The sequence below is a fragment of the Hymenobacter sp. BT18 genome (genome assembly GCF_012273015.1).
Lineage (GTDB): Bacteria > Bacteroidota > Bacteroidia > Cytophagales > Hymenobacteraceae > Hymenobacter > Hymenobacter lutimineralis.
Genome location: NZ_CP050954.1, coordinates 553361 through 568402, shown reverse-complemented (window position 1 = coordinate 568402; position 15042 = coordinate 553361). Strand labels below are relative to the sequence as shown.

The window sequence follows — 15042 nt, the reverse complement described above, 5'->3', positions numbered from 1 at the left end:
TTTCACCTCACTCACCTGGCGTTGATAACGAATTACAGTTTGTAGTGCAGCGTGGCCGAGAAGTTGCGGGGCGCTATGGGATTCACGCTGTTGTCGTCGTGCAGGTTGTAGCTCAGCTCGTTGAGGAGGTTGGCCATTTTCAGGCGCAGCGCAAACCGCTCGTAGGTGTAGCCCAGCGAAGCATCGAAGAGCGTGTAGTTGGGAATGGCAATGAACTTGTTGGCGTCCGACCCGTTGGGCCAGGGCTGGCCGTTGGGCTGTACCTCGCGGGGGTTGCGGCCCGCCAGCTTATCACCCACGTAGTAGGCCGTTATGCCGGCAGTCAGTCCTTTCAGGGCGCTGCTGTGCAGCGTATAAAACAGGCTGAGATTGGCCGTATGGGCGGGGTTATAGCGTAGGCGGCTGCCGTTTGTGTAGATATTGCTGTTGGTATAAGCCGTGTTGTTGTAGCTGTAGCCGGCTACCACAGACCAGCCCAGGTAAGGCTTGCTCTGCACATCTACCTCTACTCCCTTGCTCGTTACTTCCCCAGCCAGTTCCTGCGGGTTGATTTTGTTGACAGCCGTTTCGATGCGCGGGTCATTCAGGAGCACACTCTGCACTTGGTTGCTGTTGACGATGCGGTAAGCCGTTACGTTAGCTGAGAGGGCACCCTGGAACAGGTCATTTTTGAGGCCTACCTCATACTGATCAATAAGAGACGGAGGCAACGGCTGGCCGTTGAGGTCCGTGGCCGTGTTGCTCTGCGGCGTGAAGGAGTTCGAGTAGGAAGCAAAAACCGACGTTGCCTTCAAGGGCTGGTAGACAAGCCCCAGGCGGGGCGAGAAGGCGTTGTCATAGCGCCGGTTCTGCTTGAGTAGGCCGGCGTTTTTAGCCTCGATGTTGGCTACGGTTGAATAGTAGTAAATGTCGCTGGGCGTTTCCTGGTAGCTCCAGCGCAGGCCAGCCAGCACCTTCAGCTTTGCCGAAATACTGATCAGGTCCTGCGCGTAGAAACCAGCCCGACGGGTATTGCCCTGCGTCAGTTGGCTGCGCACCAAATCATGGAAGCCGGTGAGGCGTTCAGCTGGTTGCGCAATTTCTTTGTTGGGGTCCAGGATGTTGATGATGTCGTACGCCGAAATAGCCCTTTTGGCATTCAACGGCGAGGTAGGATTGCCGTAGGCTAGCGTTTCGGTCTGGTACTGATCGGCATCGGCGCCGACGAGCAGGGTGTGGCCCAGGAAGCCAGTGCGGAAATTGCCCGTCAGATCCAGTTGCGCCAGGAAATAGTTTTCGTTTGTTTGCGTGCGTTGCAGGCCGCGGGTAATGTTGCCGTAAGTGTCTCCGGGCGTACCATTACCTACCGGCCGGGACGCTGAGCGTAGCTCGTTATCGTAGCGCTGAAACCCGGCCACGGCCCGCACCTGCCACACCTCCGTGAGCTGGCTGCTGAGCGTGGCGGTGGCGCTGGTTTGGTTGGTGGCATTGTTGGCGCCGGCCACGTTCAAAAAGCGCGTGCGTGACTCCTGAATCTCGTAGTTGATGGCCCCGATGCCGTAATCCGGCGTACGGCTGTCGTTGAGGTAGTCACCTTCCAGCACCAGCGTGGTTTTGGGCGTGAGTTTGAACAGCAGGGAAGGGTTGAAGTACACCCGCTCCGACTGCACCTCGTTGCGGTAGCTGTTGCCGCGCTCATAGGTGGTATTCAGGCGGTACGCTACTTTGTTGCTCTGGCCCACGGCTCCGTACACATCCACCATTGGCTTCCAGAACCCAAACGAGCCCACGCGCAACCCCAGGGAGCCGCCGCGCTCAAACTTCGGCTTTTTCGTGACCAGGTTCAGCACGCCGCCGGCCGCCACGTTGCCATACAGGATGGCCGCGCTGCCTTTCAGCACTTCCAGGCTTTCCAGGGAGCTGGCCTCGGGCATGATGCCGTTGTTAAAGCGCACCCCGTTCTTAAAGGTGTTGTTGGAGCCGTAGGCAAACCCCCGGCTGCCCAGCTCTTCCTGGGTGCCGCCGGTTGTGCTGGTCACGTAAATACCGCTTACGTTCACAATGGCGTCGCTCAGACGCAGCACCTGCTGCTGCTCCAGCGTCTGCTGGCTCACCGTTACCACCGCCTGGGGCAGATCCATCGGCCGGATGGGCATCTTACCAACGGTAGTAGGCTGCTCGTTCAAGGTACGGCTGCTGGTGACCAGCACGCCGGCCAGCTGCTGGTCGGTTACTGCCAGCGCTATGGCCGGCACCAGCACGGTTTCGCCGGCAGTTACCTGCACCGCCTGCTCCTGGGTGCCATAGCCAATGTTGCTGACTACCAGTTGATAAGAGCCAGCGGGGGCGGTAAAGCGGAAGCTGCCCTGGGCATCGGTCGTGGCACCGTAGGTGGTACCTTTCAATGCTACCGTCACGCCTTCCAGCGCCTGGCCGGCGGCCGAGCGTACCTGGCCGGTTACCCGGCCGCGCTGGGCGGTGTCGTCTCCTTCGTGCTTCAAGCGTGGGCGGGCTGGTACAAGCTCAGCAGTTCGGTTGGCAGCCACGGCAGCCGGGCACAAGGCAAATGGGAAAGAGGCAAGCAGGAGCAAGCGGAAAGGTCGGATCATAGCTCAGCGCGTTTCAGAGAGGTTGATGATGAATAATACGCTGCAAAGCTGTGGTCTATTTAGAAAGATTCAAAATAATATTTAGAACAATTTTAAATAAGAATCTTTGCGCGGAAGCTTCTGCCAACGCTGGTAGCTGACAATTCCCTGACTTCTAACAGCCTTGGTCCGCCGGGTAAGTAACCCGCTGGTGTTTTGCCCAGACAGGTTGCATGCTCAGCTGAAGCTGACTTGTGCGGCGGCAGGCATAAAAAAACCGAAGCCGCGCGGGGAGGCGGCTTCGGTTATGGGGAAGAAGGGCTAACGGAACAGAACGTTTACGCCAGCATTTGCTGCACCGGGTTCAGGGCAAAGGCCTCGGCCAGCAGCTGGTAGGAGCGGAGCCGGTCGTCGTAGTCGTGCATGATGGACACGGCCACTACTTCGTCTACGCCGTAGCTGTCAGCCAGGGCAATTAGCTCCGCTTTTACTTTGTCCGGCGTGCCGCTCACAATGCGGGTGTGGTGATAGGCTAAACGGGTCTGAAGGTCGGGCGAAAGGGCACCCACATTCACCTGGGAGAGAGGCTCCATAGGCGTAAACTGGCCGGTCTCCAGCTTCAGCATTTGCAGAGCCAGGTTGTCGGCCAGGGCGCGGGCGTGGCTTTCGGTATCGGCGCAGGCCACGAAGATGGCCACGTTGGCCTGGGGCGCCGCCAGCTCCGGTGAAGGCCGAAACCGTTCCTTGTACAGCTGCACCATCTTGGGGCCGCCATTGGGGTTGATGAAGTGTGCAAAGGAAAACGCCGCGCCCACGTGAGCCGCAAACAGGCCGCTTTGCCCACTGGAGCTCAGCAGCCACATTTCGGGCACGGTGTCGGCGAAGGGCGCCGCTTTCACCTTGGCGTGAATGGTATCGGCTACTACGTCGTCGCGCAGGAAGGCCCGCAGATCCATGAGCTGCTCGGCGAAGTCCTCGTCGCGGAACTGGTTGTGGGGGTTGAGGGCATGGGCCGTGATGCGGTCGGTGCCGGGGGCGCGCCCAATGCCCAGATCAATGCGACCAGGGTAAAGGGTTTCGAGCAGACGGAAGTTCTCCGCCACCTTCAGGGCGGCGTAGTGAGGCAGCATCACCCCACCCGAGCCCAGGCGGATGCGCCGGGTTTCGGCGCCCAGGCGGGCCAGTAGTACCTCCGGGGCCGAGCCCGCCAGGGTGTTGGTGTTGTGGTGCTCCGATACCCAGAAACGGGTGTAGCCCAGGTTGTCGGCCAGCCGGGCCAGCTCGATGGTATGGAGAAGGGCTTCGCGCGGAGTACGCCCCAGCGGCACCGGCGACTGGTCGAGCACGCTCAGGCGTAGGGGGGCAGGGGAAGTCGAAAAGTCAGGATTCATAGCGGCTATAACCACGGCAGCGGCCAGGAAGTTTACTGGGGCAGCTAACGTTGGCAAGCTACTCGGCCTGTTCCAGGGCCGCTACGTCGGTGGCATTAAGCAGGGCCAGGTGGCGGGTGATTTTCTCGGCCGGCCAATGCCACCAGGCTAGCTGCTGGAGGCGGGCAATGGTTGGCTCATCAAACCGAAACCGCACCACCTCGGCGGGGTTGCCGGCCACTATGGCGTAGGGCGGCACGTGGCGCGTAACCACGGCCATGGTTGCTACAATGGCGCCGTTGCCGATATGCACTCCGGGCATAATCGTCGCCTCGTGTCCGATCCAGACGTCGTGGCCCACTACGGTGTCGCCCTTGGAGGGGTACTTCTCCTGGATGGTTTGCCCGGCCATGAGCTGCTCCCAGCCACCCCCAAAAATGGCAAACGGGTAGGTGGAAACCGGGGCCGTTTCGTGGTTGCCGCCGTTCATAATGAACTTCACCCCCGAGGCCAGGGCGCAGAACTTGCCGATAATGAGCCGGTCGCCGATGAAGTCGAAGTGGTAGAGCACGTTGCGCTCGAAGTTGGCCGGGTCCTCGAAGTCGTCATAATACGTGTACTCGCCTACCTCGATGTTGGGGCGGGTGATGAGGTTTTTCAGAAACACCAAACGCCGGTGGTGGGGCAGCGGATGCAGCGTGTTGGGGTCGGGGCCGTGCATAGGGAAGTAGTTGAGAGAAGGAGAAACGCTTTAACGCACTTTACATCAAAGGACGTCATGCTTGATCTGGCGTCCGCGAAGTCGAAGCCTCTCTCCCGCTTCGTTACAAGGCTATCGGATTAGCCAGCGGTAGAGATGCTTCGTCAAGCTCAGCCTGACGGGCACTTCCACAACAACAGTACGCGAGATGCCTCGCTACTCGCTATAGAACGTTCTTTATCGGCCACTTTCCTTGCGAAAAGCCGCCTCAAACTTACCTTCGCCGCCGCATGATATCAACGCTTACCATTGCCCTCTTGTGCGGAGCCGCTTTTCTGGCCGGGCTGGTCGATGCCATTGTGGGTGGGGGCGGTCTTATTCAGCTGCCGGCTATGCTGCTTTTGCTGAAAGGCACCCCCGTCCCGACTATTCTCGGCACGGGCAAAGTCTCTTCGTTGATGGGTACGGCCGCGGCGCTACGGCGCTACGCGGGGCAGGTGCCTTTACAGTGGCGGGCCGTGGGCACGGCCGCCGCGGTGGCGGGGCTATTTTCGTTTCTGGGGGCGCGGGTGGTGAGCATGCTGCCCCAGGAACTGCTGCCCCCGCTGGTGCTGGGCCTGCTGGTCGTTATTGCCCTCTACACCTTCTGGCGCAAGGATTTCGGCTCCCTGCACGCCCCGCGCCTGACGCCCAGCCGGGAAATGCTCTACGGCGTGCTTATTGGCAGCCTTATCGGTTTCTACGACGGGTTCTTTGGGCCAGGCACGGGCTCTTTCCTGCTGTTTGCCTTCGTGGGGCTGTTTGGCTACGACTTCATCACCTCTTCAGCTTCGGCTAAGCTGGTGAACGTGGCCACCAACCTGGCGGCCCTAGGCTACTTTGCCTACACCGGCCAGATTCTCTGGTCTGTAGCTCTGCCCATGGCCGTCAGCAATATCCTGGGCTCTACCCTGGGGGCGCACCTGGCCTTGCGCCACGGCACCGGCTTCGTGCGCGGGCTGTTTCTGGTGGTGGTCAGCGCCTTCATCATCAAGCTGAGTATGCAGGTGTTTGGCGGGTAGTAGCTGGCGCCAACCAAACGTCGGAAACAACATTTGCTGCTTGGCGCCGGAGGCACAACTAAACAAAAATAAGGCGCGAGCTACAAGCTCGCGCCAGTTGAGGCCAAGGCTAACCCTATGTATCTACTCCCCACCCGGCAAACCGGGGGCGGGGTTGCCCTGGATGCCTTGGGAGTTGGGTACGCCCATTTTCTCCTCCCGCTTGCGCTGGTACCGGTCGAACTGCTGGGGCGACAGCACGTCTTTGAGGGACGCCAGGCGCGACTGGCCCACGTCGTCGATAACGGAGGCCATTTTGCGCACGTCCTGTCGGTACTGCAGGCGGGCAGTTTCCACGGCTCGCACGCTGTTCAGGTTGATTTGGCGCACCTTCTCCACCTGCTGCGGATTCAGGCCCAGGGCCTTTTGCATGTTGTCGGTGAGGGCGTTGGCGCGGGCCTCTACTTTCTCGGCCGGGGGCGTGGGCACTGGGCGCGGGGCAGGAGCCGGGGCCACCGTGGTTTTGGCTTTGGTGGTGCCGGCGGCAGTTTTAGTTTTGGCTTTGACGGTAGTGCTTTGGGCCATGCTCAGGGCGGGCAACGCCAGAAAAGCCAGGGCAAAAAGACAGGATTTATTCATAGCAGGGGAAAGGCAGAGGAAAAGAATCGGCCGCGGCTGGGCCTGTAAATATGATGCCAATTACGGAAAGTGCCGGCGCTATAACGCCGCTAGCGGCCGGAAACGTGCCTATGGGGCTACAAATCGGCGGCGCGTGTCCGCTGTCCAGAAAATTAAAAGAACGTCATGCAGAGCGTAGCGAAGCATCTCGCTAGCGTTATAGTCAGACTACCACGGCTATGTCCGCAAGCGAAATGCTTCGCTCCGCTCTGCATGACCGGACTGCCTTAGCAGCCTCAATCCCGCATCCTTCATTCCTCGTTAAGCAAAGAGCGTGTAACCTTTCCCGGGCCATTGCATACAACCTCCTATGAAGCGAGAAAACCGAAATAACTGGCTCACCGCCCTGGGCGTGGGCGCTCTGGTAACGGCCGCCACTCTCTGGAGCAATCGTCGCGGCTCGTATGATTTGCAGGGTCGCGTGGTGCTCATCACGGGCGGCTCCCGCGGGCTCGGCCTTATTCTGGCCCGGCAGGCCGTGGCCGAGGGCGCCAACGTAGCCATTTGCGCCCGCGATGCCGACGAGCTGGAGCGCGCCCGCCAGGAGCTGTCCGCCGCCGGTAACGAAGTACTAACGCTGGTGCGCGACCTGACCAGCCCCGAGGAGGTACGCACCCTGGTAGCTGAAGTGCAAAACCAGCTGGGTCCCATCGATGTGCTGATTAACAACGCCGGCATTATTACGGCCGGGCCGCTGGAGCACATGGACGAGCGGGACTACGAAGAGTCGATGCAGGTACATTTCTGGGCACCATTCCATACCATGCAGGCCGTGCTGCCCACTATGCGCCGCCGTGGCGAGGGGCGGATTGTGAACATAGCCTCGGTGGGCGGTAAGGTGGCGGTGCCGCATCTGGCGCCCTACTGCGCCAGCAAATTTGCGCTGGTAGGCCTGTCGGAAAGCTTCCGCGCCGAGCTGCTGCAGTATGGCGTGAAAGTCACAACCGTGTGCCCCGGTTTGCTGCGCACAGGCAGCCAGGGGCATGCCATAGTTAAGGGCCAGCACGAGCGGGAATACGCCTGGTTTAGCCTTGCTGATGCGATGCCCGCTCTTTCCATGGATGCCGACCGCGCCGGCCGTGAAATCTGGAATGCCTGCCGCCGCGGCGACGCCGAAGTGATTCTCAGCCTGCCGGCCAAGCTGCTTTCTGCCCTCCACGGCCTGCTGCCCGGCACAACTGCCGATGTGCTCAGCTGGGTAAACCGCACCCTGCCCGGCCCCACCGATCAGCTTGGTGACGAGCGGCGCCGCGGGGCCGAGGCAGAAACCTCCCTTACGCGCTCCTGGCTCACAACGCTCACCCAACAAGCCGCCCGCCGCAACAACGAAACCGGCTCCAGGCCAGCGCTGTAGAAAAGCCCGTCATGCAGAGCGGAGCGAAGCATGACGGGCCTTCTGTGTTCTGCCAAATACCTGTTAGCGTCTCCTCGTTGAACGACCGAAACGCGCCGTACACACACCATCAGCAACGACGAGACGCGAAGTGCCGCGTCTCTACATCATGCTGGAAACTATCAGGTTGCCAGAAGCTGACAGCTTGGGCAATGGTAAGTGGCCCGTCCGCCCACGTAATGCTTGCCGATTTCAACTTTCGGGTGGCGGGGGCAAAAGCGGTGCGCCTCCGTGCCCGGGGTGGCCGAGTCGTCCCACTCACGGGCGTGAATAAGGAAGGAGGCCGGAAAGTGGCGGTATACCGCCTCATGCTCGATGGCCGTGCGCAGCACTAGTTGGATGGCCGCGTGCAGGGCCTGAAACTCCTCAGCGGTAAGTGTATTGGCCAGCCGCTCCGGGTGGATTTGCGCCTGAAACAATACCTCGTCCACAATCCAGTTGCCCAGGCCGGCGGTAAGGCGCTGGTCAAGCAGGGCAGGTTTGATCAGGGTTTTCTTCTTGCCTAAGCCTTGCTGCATCTCTTCGGCGGTAATAGCCAACGCATCCGGCCCTATCTTCTTGGCGCGCTGAAACTCGGCTATACTGCCGGCCAGGCGGATGCGCCCAAATTTACGCGGGTCGATGAAGGCCACGCGCAGACCATCGGCCAGGTGAAAGGCTACGCGGGTGAAGCGGGGCCGGTCATGGTCGTGGCGGTAGGCGCCCACGTCGCCGGTCATGCCAAAGTGCAGGGCCAGCACCTGACCAGTGGAGAGTTCCAGAAAGCAGTTTTTGCCTAGCCGGTGGGTAGCCGTGACGGTAGCACCTACCACGGCCTGGCGCAACTCGTCTTCCGGTACGGCCAGCACGTGGGCGTCCAGCACCTCCAGGGTCACTAACTGCTGCTGCACCAGTAATTCGTCGAGTAAGCGACGGTAAGTTTCTACTTCGGGTAATTCGGGCACGGACTAGAAAGATATCAGTGGGAAAGTTGACGGAGGGGCCAAGGCAAGGAATAACCTTCCAGCCTAACTCAGCTATAACCAACACCCGACTACCCGAAGAAGTTGCCCGGCCTGGTGGTTTTAACGGGCCTGTTGCCTACCTGCCATCCTGTATCAAATGGTAAGCCCGCCTTCCACTACTACCACGCCACTGCCTCCAATCTGGACGACTTCAATAGCGTGGCGCGGGCCGCTGATCTGTACGTTTACCTGCCCGGGCCGGCCCAGCCAGTGGCCCTGCTCGGCCACAAACCGCGGCTGCTCCAAGTACCCGTAGTGCCAGAGGTAAGCGGCCATGCCCCCGGTAGCCGAGCCCGTAACCGGGTCTTCCAGAATATCAGGCGGGGTGCCGAAATGGCGTGCAAACGTTTGGCCCGTAGGGGTGGCCCCACCCAGGCAAAACACGTGCGGACTGAAGAAGTCAGACCCGGCGCGGTACCGGTTGTAGGCGGCCGGTTCCGGCGGCGCTGCCCGCCGTAGCGCTTCGTGGCTGCGCACGAACAGCATCAGCTGCGGGGTGCCCGTACTCACGGTTTGCACAACCGCGCTGGGCACCAGGTCTTCCGGCGTAAGGCCAAAGAGCGGGGCCACAACCGCCGGGTCATGCACCTGCCCAAACACCGGCGGCCGCTGCGTCATGAGTACCTGCGCCTGCGGATTGTCGGCCGAGGGGGCCACCACGTCAATCTGAATAGGGCCCTCAAGCAATGCCAGGGAAAGGCTGGTGCCAGTAGCGGGCAGGGGCAACCGCCCCGTGTGCAACAGCGCCGTGATGGAGGCAATGGTGGGGTGACCCGCCAAGGGAAGTTCCTCGGCCGGCGTGAAGAAGCGCACCCCGAATCCGGCCTCCGCCGACCCAGATACAAACGCCGTTTCCGACTGATTGAATTCCCGGGCCAGAGCCTGCATCTGCGCGTCTGTCAGCCCAGCGGCATCCAGCACCACGGCACAGGGGTTGCCCCCCAGCGCGGTCGGGGTGAAGGCATCAATCAAGAGGAAAGGAAGAGTGGGCATAGTGTCAAAGCGAACGGGAACCGAAAACTACGCTCGTTTACGGAAAGTCGACCGACCCCACACGCAAAACGCCCGCTACAGGAAGGCAGCGGGCGTCTGAGGACTAAGAAGGTCAATACTTACGAGGGGTCGGAAACCAGACCTACTTGCTGACCGCGGGCGTTGTATACCCCCCCCTGGGCACTCACGTAAAGGCGCCGCTCCTGGCCATCTACCAGCACGTAGGGAAAATGCTGGCTGTCGGAGCGGGTGAGGCGGCCCACTACCTGCGCGGTGTGGTCGTCGCCGAGGCGTACCACGTTCAGGCGGCTGGTGAGGTAGTAGGGCTCATCGGGGTTGCTACGGAAGGTGATGCGGCCCACCACGCTCACCGGCGTAGCGGCGGCTACCGTGCGCACGGGCATGGCTTGTGACTGGGTATTCAGGGCAACGGGTTTGGCCGAAGGAGCCGTGGCGCGGGCGCTGCTGGCAATTTGTCCATCGGCCCGCTGCCAGCCTGCCCCAATAGAGCTGAGCCGGTTGCGGCGGCCGGGGTGAGTAGCCGAGCCGGCATCGTCGCCGGCTACGGCCATAGCGGCCTGAGCTTCGGCCAGGCTGGCGCCCATCTTGCGCAGCACAAAGCCCGAAAACTCATCAGCCTCCAGCTCATCGGCAGGTTGGGAGCCCCCGGGGCGCAAGGTGTGGCCGTTGAGGTGGTGGCCCATTTCGTGGGCCAGAATGCTGATGCCCGCCCAGTCGGTGTGGCCAGCGCGGTTCACGGCTGCTAAAAACTGCGGGTTGTAGAGCAGGTAGCGGTGGCCGTTGTACACCACGGCAGCGGCGTTTTCCACCTGGGAAGTGGCCCGCAGCTCAAAGCGCGGCTTCAGGCCCACCACGTCGGTAATTTCCTGGATAACGTCGCGGTTGGCGGGCGCAGCGGTTTGGGCCGAAGCGGCCGAAGAAATCAGAAGCCCGCCTGCCAGACACAAGCCAGCAATGCGGCGAAAAATGCGGAGGTGAGTCATGAAAATATCCGGTAGTTGGATGAAGGCAATGTCAAGAATCCTGCCAACGCGGCCAGCTTTTACCAGCACCCGTTCACAGTATCTCAACGATATTCCGCCCGTTTTCGTGCGCGTTTCCGCCGAAGATTTCTATATGGCTACCGGCCGCTGCAGCGCCGCTTTGGGCGCGGGCCGCTCGCCAATCTGCTGGCGCCACATGGCGTAATACAGCCCTTTGCGCTCCAGCAGCTCCTCGTGCCGGCCGGCCTCGGCCACGTGGCCGCGCTCCAGCACGAAGATGCGGTCGGCGTGCAGAATGGTGCTGAGGCGGTGGGCAATGAGAATGGTGATGTGCTGGCGGGAGCCCGACAGCTCGCGCACCGTCTGGCTGATTTCCTCCTCCGTGAGCGAGTCCAGAGCGGAGGTGGCTTCGTCGAATACCAGCAGGGTAGGGTGGCGCAACAGGGCCCGGGCAATGCTCAGGCGCTGCTTTTCTCCGCCCGATACTTTCACGCCGCCTTCCCCAATCACGGTATCCAGGCCTTGGGGGGCACGGGCCAGCAGGGAGTCAGCAGCCGCTTGGTGCAGGGCCTGCAGGCACTGCTCGTCGGTGGCTTGCGGAGCCACAAAGCGCAGGTTCTCCCGGATGGTGCCGGCAAACAGCTGGGTATCCTGGGTCACGAAGCCGATTTGCTCCCGCAGCGCGTCGAGGTCCAGCTCCGGGCCGGGAATATTGTTGTAGAGAATCTGGCCCTGGGCGGGCGGGTACAGGCCCACCAGCAGCTTTACCAGCGTGGTTTTGCCCGAGCCCGAGGGTCCCACGAAAGCTATGGTTTCGCCCAGCTTGGTCTGGAAGGAAATGCCATCCAGGGCCGGGGCGCTGGCCGAAAGGTGCTGAAAATGTACCTCGTCGAAGGCCAGGGTTTCCAGCTTCTGAATGACTTTCGGGTGCTGGGGCTTCACCTCCCGGGGCGTGTTCAGAATCTGCTGGTAGTTGGCCAACGACGCCTCGGTTTCGCGGTACACGTTGATGATGGTACCCATTTCCTGTAGCGGCCCGAAGATGGCGAAGGAGTAGATGAAGAACGAGAAAAACTCCCCTACGGTAATAACCTGCTGCACCACCAGAAACAGCAGCATCAGCAGAATCACGTTGCGCATCAAATTCACGAACGTGCCCTGTACAAACGACAAGGAGCGGAGGTAGCGCACTTTCTTCAACTCCAGTTTCAGGATCTTATCGGTGGTGGAGTTCAGCCGCTCGGTTTCCTGCTGGGCCAGGCCCAGGCTTTTGATCAGCTCGATGTTGCGCAAGCTCTCGGTGGTGGAGCCGGCCAGGGCAGTGGTTTCGGCCACAATGGTCTTCTGAATCACCTTGATGCGCTTGCTCAGAAACAAGCTCAACGAGCCCAGCAGCGGAATCGTGAGGAAGTACACCACCGCAATGGGCCAGTACACGCTGATGGCGTACCACGTCACAAACACAATGCCCACCACGGAAATAAACAGCACGTTCACGAAGCTCTGAATCAGCTTCTCCACGTCGGTGCGCACTTTCTGGAGCTTGCCCAGGGTTTCGCCGGAGCGTTGGTCCTCAAACACCTGATAAGGCAAATCCAGGGAGTGCCGCAGCCCGTCGGAGTACAGCTGCGCGCCCAGGCGCTGGGTGATGACGTTGACGTAGTAATCCTGGAAGTTCTTGGCAATGCGCGACACCATAGCCACGCCCATGGCCTGCAGAATCAGCAGGCCCGCCCCACTCTGCAGAAACGACCAGAACCCATCGTGAAAGGCCGTAGAGCCGGCTTTCACCACGTGCCGGTCGATGATCTGCCGGAAGATGTAGGGGTCGAGCAGGGAGAAAATCTGGTTGATGGCGGCCAGCAGCAAGGCCAGCGCCAGAAGCCCCCAGTAGTTGCGGAGGTAGGAGTACAGTAATTTCATGCGGGAAGGGTAGGGGCCGGGACGGGCCTGGTTAGATACCGGGAGCCCGCCGAATAGTTTTCGGGCCCGGCAAGGTAATGGCCAAAGCGTCAGGATTTCAATACTAGAGCGTCATGCTGAGCGCAGCGAAGCATCTCTACCGCTTCGGTAGAACGTCATGCTGAGCGCAGCCGAAGCATCTTGCTAGTGTGGTAAACGCAACGAAGCGGTAGAGATGCTTCGGCTGCGCCCAGCATGACAGTTACCTTGGCAACGAAGCGGTAGAGATGCTTCGCTGCGCTTCGACAAGCTCTGCTGCGCTCAGCATGACACCCAGGATACCGGCTTTTACCCCCGGTTCTGTCACCTCACGGGGAACCCCAGCGGCCCTCCCGTAGTACACCCGGTAGTAGAACCGCCTGCGCCCCATGGGCCAGCCGCCACCAAACGTGCTACCACATGCAGAAACACACCTATAACCTGGGCCTGATTGGCAACTGTGCTTTCCTGGGCTTGATAGACACCGATACCGCCGTGCGCTGGCTCTGCTGGCCCCGCTTCGACAGTTCCTTCGTTTTCGGCTCCCTGCTCGACGACGACAAGGGCGGCGAGTTCAGCATCAAGCCCGCCACTGGCACCTGGGAGTCAAGGCAGTACTACCGCACCAACACCAACGTGCTCTGCACCGAAATTACCACTGCCGACGGGCGCTACCGCGTCACGGACTTTGCCCCGCGCTTTTCCCAGTACGAGCGGTACTACAAGCCCCTCATGTTTATCAGGAAGGTGGAGCCCCTGGAAGGCGCGCCCCGCGTGCGGGTAGCCTGCCGGCCAGTGGGCCAGTACGGACAGCTGGCGCTCAACCGTCGCCGCAGCTCCAATCACATTGCTTTCCTGGGGCTGGAAGAGGAAATCCGCCTCACCACCAACATCCCGCTCACCTACGTGCTCGACGAGGAAGACTTTGCCCTCAACGACACCAAGTACCTTGTGCTCACCTACGGCGCGCCCCTGGAAGCCCCCCTGGAAAGTACCGCCGAGCGGTTTCTGCTCAGCACCCTCGACTACTGGCGGCGCTGGGTGAAAAGCACCAGCATCAGCGCCTTCCACCAGGATCAGGTGATTCGCTCGGCCCTGGCCCTCAAAATTCACCAGTACGAAGACACCGGCGCCATCATTGCGGCCAGCACCACCTCCCTGCCCGAAGCGCCCGGCAGCACCCGCAACTGGGACTACCGCTACTGCTGGATGCGCGACACCTACTACATCCTCACGGCCTTCAACAACATCGGCCACTTCGAAGAGATGGAGCGGTACTTCCACTACATCGCCAACATCTCCACCAAGGTCAAAGACAAGTACCAGCCGCTCTACGGCATCAGCGGGGCCTCCGACCTGATTGAGGAAGAGCTGCCCCTGGCCGGCTACCTCGGCAACCAGCCCGTGCGCATTGGCAACGACGCCTACACCCACATTCAGAACGACGTGTACGGGCAGGTGCTGGTAGCCCTGCTGCCGCTCTACGTGGATTGCCGCTTCCTCGACCCCGAGCGGCCCAACCCCGAAAAGCTGGTGCTCGAAGCCCTCAACCTCATCGAGGCCACCATGGACCAGCCCGATGCTGGCCTCTGGGAATTCCGCAACCTGGCCCAATACCACTGCTACACCTACCTGTTTCACTGGGCCGGCAGCCACGCCGCCCGCAAAGTGGCCCGCTCCCTCGGCAACCGCGACATGGAAGCCCGCGCCGAGCGGCTCATCCAGGCGGCCACCGACCGGATTGAGCAGTGTTTCAACGCGGAGCGCGGCGTGTATACCAACGCCATCGGCTCGCCCCACCTCGATGCCAGCACCATGCAGCTCATCCTGATGGGCTACCTCGATCCGGCCTCCGAAAAAGCCGCCCACCACCTCGTAGAGCTGGAAAAGGAGCTGAAAACCCCCGAAGGCCTGTTCTACCGCTACCGCCACGCCGACGACTTTGGCACCCCCGAAACTACCTTCCTCATCTGCTCTTTCTGGTACGTGGAGGCCCTAGCCTGCGTAGGGCGTGTAGAAGAAGCCATCCAGGAGTTTGAAAAGCTCACCACGTACACCAACCACCTGGGCCTGCTTTCCGAGGACGTAGACGCCAAAACCGGCTCCCAATGGGGCAACTTCCCCCAGGCCTACAGCCACGTCGGCCTCGTAAACGCCGCCTACCGCATTGCCCAAAAGCTCAACAAACCCAACTTCCTGTAAAGGGCAAAGTCAGCTGGACCCAAGGCATCTGTCATCCTGAAACGCAGGGAAGGACCTTATCACGTCAGAACAGCAGACGTAATAAGGTCCTTCCCAGCGTTCAGGATGACAGATGCCGCTTAACGTTTTACCACATACAGTCAAAAGCTT

11 protein-coding genes are annotated in these 15042 nt (G+C 61.0%); 3 read left to right on the top strand and 8 right to left on the bottom strand.

The features are described 5' to 3' along the window. Positions 1–32: 32 nt before the first annotated feature. From HER32_RS02450 to HER32_RS02440, 3 genes are all read right to left on the bottom strand, one after another. Positions 33–2480, bottom strand: a complete 2448-nt coding sequence (locus tag HER32_RS02450) for a TonB-dependent receptor (protein ID WP_232066341.1) — start codon at positions 2478–2480, stop codon at positions 33–35. A 425-nt stretch (positions 2481–2905) separates the two neighbouring features. Continuing rightward, entirely contained in the window at positions 2906–3958 is a 1053-nt protein-coding gene (locus tag HER32_RS02445) for an LLM class flavin-dependent oxidoreductase (RefSeq protein ID WP_149069242.1), read from the bottom strand. A 58-nt stretch (positions 3959–4016) separates the two neighbouring features. Further along, on the bottom strand, positions 4017–4658 hold the full coding sequence (locus HER32_RS02440; protein ID WP_149069243.1) for a CatB-related O-acetyltransferase: 642 nt from the start codon (positions 4656–4658) through the stop codon (positions 4017–4019). A 269-nt stretch (positions 4659–4927) separates the two neighbouring features. Between HER32_RS02440 and HER32_RS02435 the strand changes: the two genes are divergently transcribed. Continuing rightward, entirely contained in the window at positions 4928–5698 is a 771-nt protein-coding gene (locus HER32_RS02435) for a sulfite exporter TauE/SafE family protein (protein WP_149069244.1), read from the top strand. A 123-nt stretch (positions 5699–5821) separates the two neighbouring features. On the opposite strand, the gene HER32_RS02430 is transcribed toward HER32_RS02435, so the two are convergent. After that, positions 5822–6316, bottom strand: coding sequence for a hypothetical protein (locus tag HER32_RS02430; protein WP_149069245.1), 495 nt, complete (start codon positions 6314–6316; stop codon positions 5822–5824). A gap of 349 nt (positions 6317–6665) precedes the next feature. Between HER32_RS02430 and HER32_RS02425 the strand changes: the two genes are divergently transcribed. Beyond that, the gene (locus tag HER32_RS02425; RefSeq protein ID WP_168680263.1) at positions 6666–7709 is read left to right on the top strand and encodes an SDR family NAD(P)-dependent oxidoreductase; all 1044 of its coding nucleotides are present in this window, start codon (positions 6666–6668) and stop codon (positions 7707–7709) included. Between the two features lie 161 nt (positions 7710–7870). On the opposite strand, the gene mutM is transcribed toward HER32_RS02425, so the two are convergent. From mutM to HER32_RS02405, 4 genes are all read right to left on the bottom strand, one after another. After that, positions 7871–8692: a DNA-formamidopyrimidine glycosylase gene (gene mutM, locus HER32_RS02420; RefSeq protein ID WP_149069247.1), complete on the bottom strand. Its 822-nt coding sequence runs from the start codon at positions 8690–8692 to the stop codon at positions 7871–7873. Positions 8693–8845: 153 nt separating this feature from the next. Then, positions 8846–9745 (bottom strand): PhzF family phenazine biosynthesis protein, encoded by a 900-nt coding sequence (locus tag HER32_RS02415; protein WP_168680261.1) that lies wholly within the window; start codon positions 9743–9745, stop codon positions 8846–8848. Between the two features lie 119 nt (positions 9746–9864). After that, on the bottom strand, positions 9865–10749 hold the full coding sequence (locus HER32_RS02410; RefSeq protein ID WP_149069249.1) for a membrane-binding protein: 885 nt from the start codon (positions 10747–10749) through the stop codon (positions 9865–9867). 129 nt (positions 10750–10878) lie between these two features. Then, positions 10879–12672, bottom strand: coding sequence for an ABC transporter ATP-binding protein (locus tag HER32_RS02405; protein ID WP_168680259.1), 1794 nt, complete (start codon positions 12670–12672; stop codon positions 10879–10881). 438 nt (positions 12673–13110) lie between these two features. Between HER32_RS02405 and HER32_RS02400 the strand changes: the two genes are divergently transcribed. Next, a complete protein-coding gene (locus HER32_RS02400) occupies positions 13111–14892 on the top strand; it encodes a glycoside hydrolase family 15 protein (protein ID WP_168680256.1) in 1782 nt (593 codons plus the stop codon). Positions 14893–15042: the final 150 nt, after the last annotated feature.